A 15,815-nucleotide genomic window follows, 5' to 3' on the forward strand; every position below is an offset into this window, starting at 1 on the left:
CTTAAAGGCAGAATAAAAATTATTATTTTAAGATAGGGGCATATAAACCATCGTGGCTAAGAGAAAATCTACTGGTACCATCTGGGTTGTCCTACTGATTGTTGCTTTAGGGCTGATGACTGGGATCCCAAGAGAGGCGTGGATTGCACTGAGTGCGGCTATCTTATGCATGTACTTTGTCTGGCAGAATCTCAAAGGCACCAAGCGGCCCGCAATCCCGGCGATTAATACGGATATGCAAAAAACGGCAGCGGTTCCTGATTTGGGTGATTATCAAGTCGCCTCTTCGCAATTAGAATCAGAACAAACCAGCGCCCCAGATGAAGTCAATAAGAAACCCACGGTTGATGAAGAGAAGAAAACCAAGGCAAAACAACCTGATGTATCGCGGGGTTCTTTGGCTCGCGCATCCTGGCTCCGTCCGGGAGAGTTGGCGGTGGTTGCCGGAATAAACTTACCCGATGGTATGATTTATATTGGTAATAAATACAAAAGTAATCGTACCGGTGCAGAGCCAGCATTTATTAACCCGTCAATGGATGTGGCGACAGAAGAAATAGATATATCATTGCCGCTTATTGATAGTGCCCCGGATTACTCAACTTGTTCGCCTGAAGCAAGAAAAGGGTATTTACAGTGGTTAGCCGAAGGGCGTAAATCACCCACCGCAGATATTGGTTATGTTTTCTTATTTTTCTATGGCTTAGAGCATCGGGTACTGATTGATGCGGCCATCGACCCGATAGCTAAAAAAGAACTCCCTATCATTGAAGCTGAAATTAATCGCTTGCTAAATATTTATGGAAAAAATAACGCATTTAATCATTATGCGCAGAATTTATTAGTTTATATCTCCCGAGTGAATATAGATGAGAAGCTCTATCTCTCTGCTCCTCCTGCTACGCGCGAATCTTCAACTGAACTGCCGTTAGCGTTATTGGTTGGATTGGGGCAATTAGCCCTTGATCAGAAACCACTACCGGCCCCATGGGCTCTCGCCTGGGGAGAGGCTGATCCGGCAATTAACCAAAATATCTCCATGGCGCATTGTGCGAATGTTTTTGCCACTCTGTTCTGTCGGCGCTACCAGGAGCGATATGGCGACGGATTTTTATTACCGGTTAATAAAACCAAGCTGCAAATATTCTATCGCCCAGCGTCAGCGGGTTTGATGGGACAAGAATTCTTCCAACAAATTGCCGACCTACCCAATGTTGCGGTGTGTAAAGCGCATCGCGATAAGCTGCGAGCACTATTTGAAGTATGCCAACAAGAGCTTGCTATTTATAACCGCTTTGCCAGTGTTAATCCGAAGAAAAAAATGTCACTGGAAGGGCAGTTATTAATGCCAGAGGCATTGTGGTCTGTGGCCTTAAAAACCGAATTAGAGAGTATCAAAGCCCGGGTCGGTTACGGGTTATTGATGGTCACATTGGGTGAGTTGTTTCTGCAACTCAGTGCCGCCTGTGGCACCAAGCCATTAGAGCGCTTATCGCGCAGCCATGTAATGGCATTAACTTATGCATTAGCTTCTTTGCAAGTGGGTATTGAGCCTGATGTTCGGGCCGATAACCGCACCCCGGTATTGCAAGATACTGTTGCACTATTTCCAATTGAATCGCTGGCTGCGGAGTCAGCAACCTTTGATACCTACCGTGTCACGATGCTGACGGTTGAACTTGCTTGCGCTGCGGTGATGTTTGATGGAAGTATCGGTGAACCTGAATCGCTAATATTGACCCGGCATATTGATGCCTGGGGCTTTTTGAGTCCCGGTCAACGGATGCGGCTAAAGGCCTATTTGCAACCGGGTATTCGGAAGAGTAATACACTGCTGGCGCTGAAAAATAACTTAGAGCCGCTCTCACTGGAAAATCGCCGAATTATCGCGCGCTTCCTGGCTCACCTGATTCAGGTAGAAGGTACTATTACGCCACCCGAAGTGAAGTTCCTTGAGCGAGTATATAAACGTTTTGGTCTGGACAGTAAATGGGTTTATACCGATCTTGATAGCCGCGCCACGCCAATGACATTGAGCCTACCGTCGGCGACTATTGATGTGGTGACGGATGTTGATCGCGTTAATCTGTTGAAAAAAGAAAGCCAGGAGTTAGTGACATTACTTGAGGGGCTGTTTGTTGCACCAACGGCTGCGGTGCAAACCACAGAAGAAATTAATCCGCGTTCGATGGCAGCAATTACCGCTCATTTATCTGATGGTGTGGTGACATTCTTGAAATTACTGATTTCACGTGATGCTTGGGAACGTGAAAAATTGGTGGATATTGCTGCTGATATGGAAATTAAACTAGAGGATGCGCTGGTTGAAATTAACCGTAAGGTATTAGCTGTGTTTGATACTCCGTTAATTACCGGTGATGCCACTATTACCATAGATCGCGATATATCCGCTGCGCTGCTGCTATGAACAGTATCTATACACCAACCGCAATACTCGCTACCATAGCGCGCCTAATAATGCCAAAAGTCAGAGAGACAAAGTAATGAAATACCAATGGATACTGTTCGATGCGGATGAAACTCTATTTCACTTTGATGCTTATCAAGGGTTAAAGCTGATGTTCTCACGCTTTAATGTAGATTTCTCCGTACAAGATTTCGACCATTATCAGTTGGTTAACAAACCGCTCTGGGTTGATTATCAAGACGGTAAGATATCAGCAGCCGAATTGCAAAGTACGCGTTTTGCAATGTGGGCTGAAAAGCTGGGTGTGACGGCAACTCGCCTCAACAGTGAGTTTTTAATTGCTATGGCTGATATCTGTTCACTGTTGCCTGGCGCGCGTGAGTTAGTTGATGCCTTGAGCGGTAAAGTGAATATGGGCATCATTACGAATGGTTTCACCGAATTGCAGACTATCCGATTAGAACGCACCGGGTTAAAAAATGTGTTTTCTCCGTTGATTATCTCGGAACAAGTCGGAGCGGCTAAACCCGATGTGGCGATATTTGAGCATGCATTTAATTTAATGAATAACCCTGCGAAAGAAAATATTTTGATGGTGGGAGATAACCTCCATTCGGATATTCAGGGGGGGATCAATGCGGGTATTGATACTTGCTGGCTTAATACCAGTGGCGCAGTGGCGGATGATAATATTGCACCGCGTTATCAAGTCAGTTCATTGGCCGAGTTACAAAAGTTATTACTGGCATAATTCAGTTCATTCTATGAAAAGGCCGCTAGCGATATATTATCCATAGCGGCCTTTTTACTTTTAATTATTTTCAGTAAAGAACATCGGGTTATTATCCCTGATGCGGCATTAATGAGGGCGTTCCGGCAAAAGCCGGCTTATTGCTTTGTAGGGCCTGCTCATCCTGACTGATACTTCCGCTATTGGCCGCCCAAACACCTTCTTGTGTTTTCGTCACGGCTTGGTGCTGAGTATTCAAGTCTTGCCCAACGGCGGCAATATGGGTGGTTTCAGTTCCGCCGCTATTGTCAGCCCACGGAATTTGCGGGTCAGCAGCGCGGGCGATATTCATGCTCGCTAAAGCAACGATGGCAATGGCGAATGCATATTTGATTTGAGTGTTCATAAGATACCGGCTTATTGAGTAGTAAATTCATGGTCTGCCCGCAGGCAGAATCTTCTCACTCAGGCGAATAACTGTCGGGGGAGATACCCTATAAGCGTATGCCTCTACCACGGCGTCTATTTAGCTACGGGTGCTATATGTTGCATATTTGTATATTCAAATGTAATTGATATTGACGATGGGTAATGTAATGTGTGCGTGATAAATTTAATGAAGAATCTGGCATCTTATACTGAATGACGTTTTTACCGACACGGCCATTTATTGACAGCAGTGTCGGTAAACTGTTGTGACAATATCGCCACTGCAAATAGTGTCACCGCTGATTGGCGACTAAATCTTCAACTTGATCAAAAATAGGCATTTCAGAGTCAAAGCGGCATACCTGAAGTACATCTTCGAGTTTTTCCAGTTGGCTTATCATTTGCTGCAAGCGCTGATCATCTAATACTTGCAACCAAATACGGCTCTCTTCACCACCGGCCAACGGCATACATAATATTCCTTCGACGTTAAAGGCGCGGCGGGCGAATAAACCACAAATATGCGACATAACCCCAGGGTGGTTGCGCACTGTTAACAATAGGGTGACACGTGCAGAAGAGACGAGTTGACCAGTCATATTATTCACCTCCAATCATATCGATATTTGCCGCACCCGGCGGCACCATGGGATATACTTTTTCATCCACATCAATCAGAGCATGAATAAGTACCGGGCCAGGACGATTTAATGCCTCATGCAATGCGCTATAAGGATCACTGGCGGTATTGAGATCACAGGTTGAGAAACCAAATCCTTCCGCAATATGAATAAAATTAGTGCGATAAGGGTAGTCGGCGGCAAAAATTCGCTTACCGAAAAACAGGTCTTGCTGCTGATGAACTAACCCGAGTGACTGGTTATTCATCAAAATAATCTTAACGTTAAGTTGCTCTTCCGCAGCCGTTGCCATCTCTTGAATATTCATCATCAGGCTACCATCACCGGAAAAACACACCACTTTTGCTTGCGGTTTGGCCAGTGCGGCGCCAATTGCCGCGGGCAGGCCAAACCCCATGGTGCCCAACCCACCGGAGGTTAACCATTGGCGCGGGCGATGCAGAGGATAGGCCTGAGCCACCCACATCTGGTGCTGGCCGACATCGGTGGTAATGATGGTTTCATCATCCAATGCAGCGGCGGCGGCACGAATCAAACCATAGTGACACAATGGATTTTCGCTGTTGGGCTGATTGAATGGGAATTCGCGTTGTATGTCGCTAACTGTGCTACGCCATTCACTGCGCGCTTGTGTTTCGATCAAGGGCAGCAAGTGGGTTAATACCTGCTTGATATCCGCATTCATCGCCACATGTGGCCGGCGAATTTTACCCAGTTCAGCCGGGTCGATATCAATATGAATGATACTGGCATCAGGGCAGAACTGTTCGGCTTTTCCGATAGCCCGATCATCAAATCGCGCCCCCAATACAATCAATAAATCCGCTTGCTGCATGATGAAATTGGTGGATCGCGCAGCATGCATACCCAACATGCCTAATGATAATGGGTGGTCAACCGGCATGGTGCCTAATGCCATTAGTGTCATGGTGGTGGGCAAACCGGCTTGTTCGGCCAGTTGTATCGCTTGCTCATGAGCCTCGGAACTGACGATTCCGCCGCCGAGATAGAGCACCGGTCGCGCAGCGCTGTTGATCATTTGCGCGACGGTTGCAATGGCAATCGGGTCAAGCGGGCAGGGCTTATCGGCGAAGCCTGGCTCCGGCAAGTTATCAAGTTCGATTTCCGCCGTTTGTACATCTTTGGGAATATCAATCCATACCGGGCCGGGGCGACCCGATTGTGCAATGCGAAATGCCGCCGGGATCACCCGTGTCAATTCGCTGATATCGCGCACCAGATAGTTGTGTTTGGTAATAGGGATCGATATGCCGTAGGTATCGACTTCCTGGAATGCGTCAGTACCAATCATGGAAGATGAGACTTGTCCGGTGATGCAAACCAGTGGAATCGAATCGAGTTTGGCATCGGCGATTGCGGTGACCAAATTGGTGGCACCAGGGCCACTGGATGCCAAACAGACCGCAGTTTGTCCCGTGGCTCGCGCCATGCCCTGAGCCATAAAGCCGGCACCTTGCTCATGCCGCGCCAGCACATGGCGAATAATACGACTTTGCCCCAGAGCATCATACAGCGGAAGCGCGGCTCCACCGGGAATGCCCGCAACAGTGGTAATGCCTTGCTGTTCCAGCAAACGAACGATTAATTGGGCGCCTGTATAACGCATGGTTATATCCTTCATCAGGGCCGGTAGCTAACAGAGTGGGGCTAAAAAGAAACCCCGCTCGGCTGGCGCCGGCGGGGTTTGGGAATCTTTCTGGATTCGGTACCCGTTACGGCGCGCTGCCGACCACTACCACCACCACGCGCACGACGACTACCGCGTCAACATGCGCGGCGTTTAGTAGAGCGAAATGGGTAGTGGAATAGTTCACGGGGTATCTCATCAATAAGTGTGGTTAGTGTAATAAGTAAAATAAGTGTTGTAAGCCTTAAGAGATAAACACGCTTTCATAAAAGGTACAAGCGCGCCGAACAGCAAGAATGCAAAAATTGAAGATTGATCACAAAGTGATGCAAGATGATATCAAGTGAATGATTAGTTAATTAATTGAAAATTAAAGGGAATTTAACGCAGGAAAACATCCTTCCCAGTATGGCACCGGGAAGGGTGAAAAAGAGGTTATGACACCGCTATCGGCTGGATGGGTTTTAATATGGCCGCTAATTGCGCTTGATGCTGCTCGCTGATTTCACTGCTGGCGGAATAACCCTCATTGTGAATAATCATTTCACCTAAGCCAACTAACCAGTCATAAATATAAAAAGCCGTGTTATTGATCGGGGTGGGGGCCAATTTGGTCAGCCTTTGCGCTGCGCTTGGCGCTGATAATGATGTCGGAATGCGCGCAAAAATCTTATAACCCCGGTTAATGCGGCTATCTGGCCGCTGAGTTTCACTGATTTGCAGGAATCCCAGCCAGGCCACGAAATCACCCAACACCGTCAGGGCGCGTGAGACTTGACGATCAGCCTTAGCATCACGATGCAAACTAACGTGTTCATTGTCAGCCAGTATGTTAACCAATTGCCCGGTAACATCTAATCGGATGCTGGCGGTTATTAACTCAGCGACCAGCAGCTCAATAGTCGGTTTGGTGATCCCCAATAACTCAATCAGCGGCCCATTATCAGGTAACTGCCGCAGGTGATTAACCCAGTAGCGTTGCACATTTGTGGCGTATTGCGCGTCATTATCCCCACCAGATAGCATCGCCGTTGGCGTTGGCTGTTCAACTGATAAAGATGCGTCGCTGAACAAGTCGATATCAATGCCAATGCTGAACGGATCGTGATGACTGTCACCCGAAGTCATCAGCTCAGTAACCCGATTTTGTTGTTGCAAATACAGCGCTCGCAACTCATCCCGCGCAGGCAATAATCGCTCCAGCAACTCGCCATGCAGGCCGGTTCGCGTTTGCAGTGCTTTAAGCAATGTCTCTGCGATGCGCTGTTTTTGTTGTGATTCATGGGTAACAGGCTGACACCAACTGGCCAGCATGTTTTCGGTCAGTTCCCGTTGCAGTTCATTAAGCTGCTCGGTGATGCGTTCGGCCTTAATATCACGGTGAATTTCTTTGGTCAGATAGCTCACCATCCGCTCAATACCGCGAGTATCCAATGCTAGCAGAGTCCCCCAACTGCTATCACCGGGCTGACCAACATAGCGCTGTACCGCTTCATCATGGTTTTTCGTACCCTCTGCAGCAATACGCTGGTCAAACGGTGTTAACGCCCAGATAAGCCCCGGATTACGGCGTGAGCGCACTTGGGTATTTTCACCCTGAGACTGTTTAACCCAATAATCCAGTGACTTACCCACAGCTTTAACGTCACTACGGTGGCTCACTGCATTACAGACCAACAGCATATTGATCTGTTGCTTATCGGTATAACGCTCAAGGAGATAGGCGTTTTTTGCCCATGATAACGCCGCCGCCAGTGCATAGGGCGCATGCGATACCTGTGTTGGCGTATCGAATTCATCACCAAAATCGGGGAAATCTAATAATTCTACCGATTCGAATACACTTTCAATGGCAGACATCCGTAATGGGATCTGTAGCTCTACCGCTAAAAACGTTAACTCAGCCAGTGACAACGTCACCGATTGACCGATGATAGTGTCTTTCACTGGCAGCACTTGAATCTGAGTATCAGCAGGGGTGTTCAGGTCATTGAGTGTGGCGACATTCATGATGCCGTTGGCGGGCAACAACATGTCATCAACTAACACACTGAGCGGGGCCAGCAACTGTGGCGCGCTATCCAGATGCTGTAAGGTATAGGCAAAATGGCGATAAGCATCAGTCAATGGCTGTGATTCGGCCCACAGCAGCGAGAATAACATAGCCCGATCATCAATTCGTAAATAAGGTGCCAATTCAATGGCGACCGGCCAGAAATGCGCTTCTAATCTCTTTTGGCGTGGCGCGTCATGGCGAAGCAGATAATCCCACAGGCTAATGACATCATCAGCGGTTATCCCGGCAATCGCGCTCTGTTGCTTGCGCATCGTCAATTGCCGGAGATGATCGGTAATATGTTGCTCACTCAGTGAGTGCTGTACCACCTCTTGTTGACTATCGTGCAGATAGGCACCCAGCACTATTTTTGCCAGCTCAATTTCATTCAGTAGCGAAAGTTGTACCGGATGAGTTTCATGATTGATCGCTACCTGATGACTAAAGCGCGTCACCAGACCACTGGCCTGATAGCCGGGTTTGATTTGCTGCCAAAAGTTAAGTGTCTTTCCTGCCAGAGTGGTTGCCAACTGACCGTTTTCATCGGCAATCAGCGCTGAAATCAAATGCTGTTTTCCGGCAGGAGATTGCCCAAAAAAGCCAATACTCATTGGCGTTAATGACATTTCAGCCAGATGGCGGGCTTTATTACGCTGGCGACGCAGTTTGACGGTCAGTTGATCCGCTTCAATATCCAAACGAATGGCATGTTGGCGCGTCGTGTTAATCCAATCAATTGCCTGATCAATGCCTTGGGTAACCTGTTGCAACTGGCTATTGAGCTGTCGGCTGGTTAATGATTTCATTTTTTAAATACGCTCCCACTATCAATCCAATAATGGGTTGATGCTGAACCATTGCTGGCGAGTGTGTTTAGCTTAAGACGCAGATGATGCGGTGGCACACGGCTGCCGTCTTGCAGTACCGCGTCGGCTATCTCAAAACGCTCCGGGCTGCTGTTTTTATCAACGGCACCTTTAGCGAGTTTCAATCTAACGTACAAGGCACCGTCTCCGGCAACTTTACGCGCCAGTTCTTGATCGACAATCGACAAGGTATAGAGCGGGGATGCTGGCCAGCGGTCATTATCAAGCTGGCGGAACCCCAGACACGACGTGCCTCTGACCTGAAAGCGCGCGTCAGATGGCAGGGTAAAATCCGTACTATCGAGATCGATATCGCGATAGTAGACATTTTCATCGGTCAGGGCATCGTTACTGCCCAGCATACCAAGATAGCGGATGGTCGAATAAGGCTGGAAGTCACCGGCTTTGAAGTAAAAACCGGCCAGCCGTAAATCAAGTGACAACAAACACAGCATCGCCCCCACCGCAGCAGTGGATTTAGGATTATCGATGCGGCCCTGTTTGTTAAATGGATACCAATCGTTGGTATGGTATCCATCCAGCGAAAGAATACGATTATTCGGCAACGGCTGTAAGTGACGGAATAGCGCCTGAATGCCGGGGAAGCGCGAAGGGCGTCCCGTCAATAACAACACATCGCAACTGTAGAGCGACACCACTTCGGACAGCGAACGCAGGTTTTGCGTAATACTCATCCGGTTAGATAAGAACTCGCCGTGCAGTTTGCTTAATTTCAATACCAGCGGCACCTGCAGGATATCAAATACCCCTGCATCGGCGGCCAGTTCGCGCTGAACTTCGCTGTTAATGTATTCCAACACTTTCGCTGTTGGTTGCTGCGATAATAGCTCACCAAAGCTGGCATCGATTTCTGCATTGGTATCCAGTGGGTCAAAGCTTTCATAAGCTTCCAGAATAGCCCGGCCCACGGGCATAAATATCTGTAAGGTGGCTTGCTGACGTAACGCCGATTGCCCATCCATTCGGCCATCATTACCGAACAGTTTATCCATCAGTGCATCAGTATTGGCGATGGCAACTTTCTTCAGCCGAGCCTGTAGCGCTGGCAAAATATAGAGTTGAATGACATCTAACAGAATATCGTCACCGGCGACTTTAAACCCTTCACGGAACAATAAACGCGGGCTGATTTTGACATTATTGCCCATGCCATCATCCAGCCAGTATTGCGTAATGGCCAGATCCGTGGTGCCGCCACCAATATCAATGGAGGCGATGCGTAGGGTTTTCCCTGCGGTTTCGCCCGACTCCAGTTGCTTGTCTGGCCGTGCCATACTGGCAAAAAAGGCGGCAGTACGGCCACCGAAGTTAACCTGAGTTTCGTTATACAGATAAACCATCTGACCACAGGTGGCTTCATCCCATTCCATCTGAACCGTTGGCACCAAGACCTGGCTTTTGGCGCGGTCTTGCTCAGGGACCTGTTTTTGTTCAAAGATAAAATCATCATCTGCCGGATGCCACCCCATGGATTTCCACACCAGAGCAATAGCTTCATTCATCCGGCGGCGGAAAATCTCCCGTTCGGGTTTGGGCATGGCTGACGGCAGAGTAAGAATAATGGCCCGTAGCTGGCGCGGGGCGTTAGCATGCGTCATTTTCAAGCGCTGTGCTGCACTGTTGATTTGCATCAGCGCCTGCGCCAGTAACTCCGATAACATAAAGGTCATCAATGAGCTGCGGCTATAATGGGGCGAGAATACTGGCAGCCGCTCATCAACTGGCACGCTGTACAAGGGTTGGCCGTCATCATTCACCAGATGGGTCAGCGGCAATGCGGTGGCTAGGGGTTCATGTAGTTGCGCAGTTTGCGTTTCATTGAAGCGCCAGCCTGGGGTATAGGTTTCTTCATCCCACAGGTAGCGGCGTGGGCTGGAAATACCGGTAGAACCTTCGGTACCCAATCGCTGTAGCGCCATACGGCTGGCTTCATTACCAACACGGGTAATCGACGGCCAGACAAAGGCATCATCACGGCCACTTTCAACTGAAAAATTCTGCTTGCCGAATTTAGCTTGGGCAAACTCAACCCGGCTCTCAAACAACTCATTATAGAGGTGGTGTGGCTCACTCAAATCGCGGATTTGCAATTCATAGGTTTGTTTCAGACCATGACTTTCGTCGCTACTGTCTTCCACCAAAATACCGCAGGTGTGGGAGTTACCGACATCAAGAATAAGGTCAACATTCACCGCGGGTTCTTGCAGGGTGCTGGTATTGATTTTGATCTCTGGCACACCCATTTGACTGCCGAGTAATTCCAGCAAATTAAGGTAGTGGGCTTGATATTCAAACTCGCGCAATGATGCACTAATATGGCGAGCGGTGCGTTCTTCCTGCTCAGAGGCTTGCTGAATAAAGACTTCGCGCAACCAGCCATCCACCCAGGTCAAATCAAGAAATTCAGCTAATTCTTCATTATGGTACGCCAGCGCGAAACTTAAGCCGGTTTTGATATCGTTTTCATTGGGCGCGAGATATTCGTTAGCATGGCCTTCAGCGTAAACCTTGGTATCAAAAGCCAGGGTAACCCGTAAGGTATTACCATCTTGATCCGGCTTATCCAGCACTAAAATTTGTACTCTGGCCCAATTATCCGGCCCATTAACGAAGCTGCGCGGCGGATTAAAACGCAAGAACGGCAGGGGGAGCCAAATTTTATTCAGCAGCTTGAGTGACTGTTCCAGCGGGAAGCTAAATTCCGGTTTGACAATTTCAGGGGCCGCACCCGGCACCATCAGTGAATATTTGCCATTATGTTCATGGTAATTCAACCGTAATAGCGGGCCATTGGCACTTTTGCGCACAAATTTATTCGGCAATTCGCTATCAAATTCAGGTTTTAATGCGAAGTCCAAAAACTGGATGCCACTATTCTGAATCAGCGAAATTTTCTGTTTATAGTCAGTGATCGTTGCCAGCATAATATTATTTAGTCTCGCGCTTCATCGTCATTGGAAGTGTGGTATTGGCGTCATAACGGCCTTTGCAATCAGCAATACCGGTCAGACCTTGCTTACAGACGATCTCAGGCATTTGATATTTTGAACCATCACTACACTGCGCCCTATAGCGGCTGTTAATCACCAAATTCCCCGACTTCATCAGTCCGGCGGTTATATTGGCCTGGCAGGTGACGTTGTCACCGTGGGTAATTTTTACCGTGCCTTTACCATTTTTAATCTGATATTTCAGGCTCGGTGCTCTACCGGTCTGGGCGGCTTTAATATCGGGACTGACGCGCCAGTTGCCATTAAGGAAGGCGGTCGAACCCACCTTGACCGCATCGAACGGGAGTACCAGCGCATTTTTGCTCTGCGCAGCAGTTAATTCCGGCGCAGCAACCGGTGGTTCTACTACCACCGGTGCTGGCGGAACAATGGTGGCATGTTCCAGCGGAAGTTTTGGCTCCAGCAGCGGCGCAGTCATCTTGATAACCGGTGCGCTGGCTTCAGGCTCGGCTTTATCTGTCACGACAACCGCTGGCTTAACCTCAGGCGCCGCCAAAGCCCTTTCCGGTATTCCGCCACTGAATTGCACGATTAAGGCGATAATTAATGCCACAACGGGCAATGCCCAGCTAAAGCGCAGCCAGCGAGGTGTTTTTTTCTCTGGCAGCGAGGGCGGGACAGGTTCTGGTGGTGGCTCGATGACTGGCGTAATGGCGGCTGGCGGCGCTGGTTCGCTTATCGCGGTAACCGGCGGCGTTACCGGTGTGAGTGGTGCAGCGCTCAGTGGTGAGAACGTCGGCTCAATAGCTTCAGCCGTTTGTCGTAAGCAATCAAGTGGGTCAGTTCGTGTTTTCTGATCCTGACTGACAAATCCCCAAAAAGTCAGTACCGGTTTGCCTGCCACCAGATAAACATGATTCTGATCGGGAAATTGCAGGGTTTTGGCCAGCAGTACCCCGAATAACCGTTGGGCGGCCTTATCTGATTTTTGCGCACGCTGACATAAATCATTGGCACTGGAGAGGCAGGCAGACAGTTGTTTTATCGCGGATTTTCGCTCTGTGGTGCTGGCCGCACCCCATGAGGTGACTTTACCGTCAATTGGCGCATACCAGTCAATACGGTCACCTTGCTCATTGAGCTGCGGGATCGCCAGACAATCGGCAATCGGCTGCTGTTTCTTGAGACGCAATGCCTCTCTAATCTGAAGTGCAGCAGCATAAACCGGTTGTCCGTTTTCGCCCAACGCCAGAATATCGTCCAAACTACCACTGCGTAAAAATGATTTCGCCACGCAAAAGAGACCTTTTCAAAGCAGAAAATAAAGTGTTATCTGCGACAGCGACTATTTTAAGGTCAGCGAAGGGGAATCAAACGTGAGAATAAGTGGCAAAATGGGGCGTTGTTTACCAGTAAAGTGGGTTCTCGGGATTTACCCTGCAACGAAACTGGTTTTTCCGTTACAGGGTATTATTGACTGACCCAACGACAACCGACGTGACAACACCTGTTGCAATAGCAACATTTAATCAATATCAGCACAGTAAAATAGATTGGAACGCCGCGTTAAGTCAGCTATTTTTTAAAATAAATAAGCTATTCTATCAATAAATTATTATGTCAGACTCTCAACCTGTTTTGTTGTTTGTCTTCTGGCCACAATACCTGCGGTAATAAAAGTGAGCAGGGCAGAGAGCAATCCGGTGGCAATCCAAAATATGGATAAGGTATGGAAATTATAAAGTGTTTTGCCTGCTTCTATCACCGAGGTTTTATCAATAATAACCCCGGTAATAAACTCACCTAACCCGGCACCGGCATAGCTGGCAATGCCAATCGTGCCCAGTGCCGCGCCCGCGGCCTTCTTGGATGAGATATCAACGGCAATCAAGCCGCCCAGAAAACAGGTTAATGCGCCGATGGTGGCACCAAAAATAATCATCGCTAATATATCGGTATAATGATTTCGCGGCATAAATATCATTAAAGCAAAGCCCAAGGTATTTAATAAACCTATTATTCCGGCCATAACACTGCGATTACGCGGAAAGAATTTGTCGGATAAAATACCGGCGATAATAGTGCCAAATATACCGGCAATCGCATTTACCCCGATGATGCCAGAGGCTTCCAGCGTGGTATATTGTTTCGCTTGTTGCAGGAAGAAAATACCCCAAGAATTCACCGCATAGCGGTCGATATACATAAATGCTGACGCTAATGCGAGTGTCCATAATGCCGGATTACGCAGTGACCACAGTTGGCTTTTTAATACCGAGGTTTTCTCTTCAGTGACACTTTCTGGTTCATTGCGAATCACACTGATAGGCGGGTAACTGGCACTTTGTGGTGAGTCAGTCATAAACAGTAAAATCAGGACAATCCCCACCACGCCCAGCATGGCGGTGGTGAAATAACCAAACTGCCAGCCAAAACCGGCAATCACCGCCGCAATCACCATATAGGTCACCGCCTCGCCGATATTGTGTGCCGTTGACCAAATGGAGTAAAAGGTTCCCCGTTCTTTATCGCCATACCAACGGGCCAATGAAACCACACAAGGGCCGACTCCCATTGATTGCGCCCAGCCATTAATCCCCCAAAAGAGTGTCAGCAGCAGGGCATTGGTGGTGGTGCCCATCATAAAGTTCATACCGGCACTGAGCAGCAGCCCCAAACTCATAAAGCGCACGACATTGGCATGGTCAGCAATAAAACCATTAACTAACTTACCGATGGCGTAACAGAAAAACAGCGCCGAACCAATCATGCCCAACTCGGTTGGGGTGATGCCAATTTCCACCAATGCACTTTTGGCGACGGTAAACGAGAGACGGCAAACATAAAACATCACATACGCCACCGTCATCGACAAAAACGTGCCCCAGCGCAGGGTGATAAACTGCTTCTCATTAAACACCCCTTGCGGGGCTATCGCCGGTGCAGCTTTAAAGAAAGCGAAAATACCAGACATAATTTCACTCCAGATAGCGGATAAGCAAAATGCACGCTGATTAAGCATTCTCCCGAGATTCCGTAAGGGGAGCGATTCGTCCTTAATCTTGTGGTGAGTGTGTAGGGTACATAATCAGAATGATGTTGCTGTTCCAGACAGTAAGTTAGTAGTAAGTAATAAGTAGTAGTAGGCACCGCCCACGACTTCGATCAGCTATGACTTCAGTGGTTGCTTAACAAATTCAGTTAGTTGCTGATAAACCTGTGGGTTGGCCATCAAGACCACATTGCCTTTTTGCAGCCCGCCATCAGCCAAAAAGTTATTGGTTATGCCGCCGGCTTCACGTACCAGCACGATCCCTGGCAGGCTGTCCCACGCATTCATATGCGGCTCGTAGTAGCCAATCAGCCGCCCGGCAGCCACCTGCGCGGTCATCAATGCGCCGGATCCACTGCGCATAAACATGCCTCCGGCATGCAGCAGGTGGTTGAGAAAGGGCAGGAAATCCGCTGGCGTGACACGGTGTGAGGTGCCAACCCCCATCACTCCATCGCGCACATCTTTGCCCGGATGAACCTGGATAGATTTGCCATTGAGAAATGCACCGCCACCACGCTGAGCATGAAACAGTTCCTGATGATTGGGATCGTAAACCACACCAATAACCGGTTCGCCATCGACAATCACACCGACCGAAACGCACCAGGTATGCAGCCCGTTCAGGAAGCAGGCGGTACCATCTATCGGATCGACCACCCAGGTACAAGCAGCATTGGCATGGCCGCCGCCGGTTTCTTCCCCCAAGAAATCATCCATTGGGAAGCGCTGTGCAATCATATTGCGGGTCAATGCTTCGACTTCACGGTCAGCCATACTGACCACATCCTGCAAATCATTGCCTTTGTGTTGTATCTCTAACTCTTGCCGTTGCTGGTAAAAACCGAATGCCATAAAGCCAGCCGCTTTCGCCACATCACAGGCAAATTGATAGCGGGAATCAATGTCCGCCGCGCTTAATCGGGTCATATCAAATACTCCTTGTTAATTTTTGCACTCGTGTGCAAATCAAGAAACTCAGATAGCCGGTAA

The 15,815-nt window shown here is 48.6% G+C and carries 11 protein-coding genes; 2 read left to right on the forward strand and 9 right to left on the reverse strand.

From position 1 onward, the window contains the following. Window positions 1-52 precede the first annotated feature (52 nt). Both HU019_RS12565 and yjjG read left to right on the forward strand, forming a co-directional pair. On the forward strand, window positions 53-2,428 hold the full coding sequence (locus tag HU019_RS12565) for a tellurite resistance TerB family protein (protein ID WP_174847660.1): 2,376 nt from the start codon (window positions 53-55) through the stop codon (window positions 2,426-2,428). A gap of 76 nt (window positions 2,429-2,504) precedes the next feature. Beyond that, window positions 2,505-3,179, forward strand: a complete 675-nt coding sequence (gene yjjG / locus HU019_RS12570) for a pyrimidine 5'-nucleotidase (RefSeq protein WP_174847659.1) — start codon at window positions 2,505-2,507, stop codon at window positions 3,177-3,179. Window positions 3,180-3,270: 91 nt separating this feature from the next. On the opposite strand, the gene HU019_RS12575 is transcribed toward yjjG, so the two are convergent. The 9 genes from HU019_RS12575 to HU019_RS12615 form a co-directional block, all read right to left on the reverse strand. Then, window positions 3,271-3,510, reverse strand: coding sequence for a hypothetical protein (locus HU019_RS12575; RefSeq protein ID WP_174847743.1), 240 nt, complete (start codon window positions 3,508-3,510; stop codon window positions 3,271-3,273). Between the two features lie 370 nt (window positions 3,511-3,880). Beyond that, entirely contained in the window at window positions 3,881-4,186 is a 306-nt protein-coding gene (gene ilvN / locus HU019_RS12580; RefSeq protein ID WP_174847658.1) for an acetolactate synthase small subunit, read from the reverse strand. 1 nt (window position 4,187) lies between these two features. Continuing rightward, on the reverse strand, window positions 4,188-5,855 hold the full coding sequence (ilvB, locus tag HU019_RS12585; RefSeq protein WP_174847657.1) for an acetolactate synthase large subunit: 1,668 nt from the start codon (window positions 5,853-5,855) through the stop codon (window positions 4,188-4,190). A 106-nt stretch (window positions 5,856-5,961) separates the two neighbouring features. Beyond that, window positions 5,962-6,075, reverse strand: a complete 114-nt coding sequence (locus HU019_RS20460; RefSeq protein ID WP_174847656.1) for an ilvB operon leader peptide IvbL — start codon at window positions 6,073-6,075, stop codon at window positions 5,962-5,964. Window positions 6,076-6,311: 236 nt separating this feature from the next. Continuing rightward, the gene (locus HU019_RS12595; RefSeq protein ID WP_174847655.1) at window positions 6,312-8,738 is read right to left on the reverse strand and encodes a putative virulence factor; all 2,427 of its coding nucleotides are present in this window, start codon (window positions 8,736-8,738) and stop codon (window positions 6,312-6,314) included. Beyond that, on the reverse strand, window positions 8,735-11,743 hold the full coding sequence (locus HU019_RS12600) for a virulence factor SrfB (RefSeq protein ID WP_174847654.1): 3,009 nt from the start codon (window positions 11,741-11,743) through the stop codon (window positions 8,735-8,737). The genes HU019_RS12595 and HU019_RS12600 overlap by 4 nt, the downstream gene beginning before the upstream one ends. Before the next feature lie 4 nt (window positions 11,744-11,747). After that, window positions 11,748-13,064, reverse strand: a complete 1,317-nt coding sequence (locus HU019_RS12605; protein WP_174847653.1) for an SrfA family protein — start codon at window positions 13,062-13,064, stop codon at window positions 11,748-11,750. Between the two features lie 321 nt (window positions 13,065-13,385). Then, window positions 13,386-14,744 carry an MFS transporter gene (locus HU019_RS12610; RefSeq protein ID WP_174847652.1) on the reverse strand — a complete coding sequence of 453 codons (1,359 nt, stop codon included), beginning with the start codon at window positions 14,742-14,744 and terminating at the stop codon, window positions 13,386-13,388. A 195-nt stretch (window positions 14,745-14,939) separates the two neighbouring features. Next, the gene (locus HU019_RS12615; protein WP_174847651.1) at window positions 14,940-15,752 is read right to left on the reverse strand and encodes an inositol monophosphatase family protein; all 813 of its coding nucleotides are present in this window, start codon (window positions 15,750-15,752) and stop codon (window positions 14,940-14,942) included. Window positions 15,753-15,815 lie beyond the last annotated feature (63 nt).

Source organism: Yersinia artesiana (assembly GCF_902726545.1).
GTDB classification, from domain to species: Bacteria; Pseudomonadota; Gammaproteobacteria; order Enterobacterales; family Enterobacteriaceae; genus Yersinia; species Yersinia artesiana.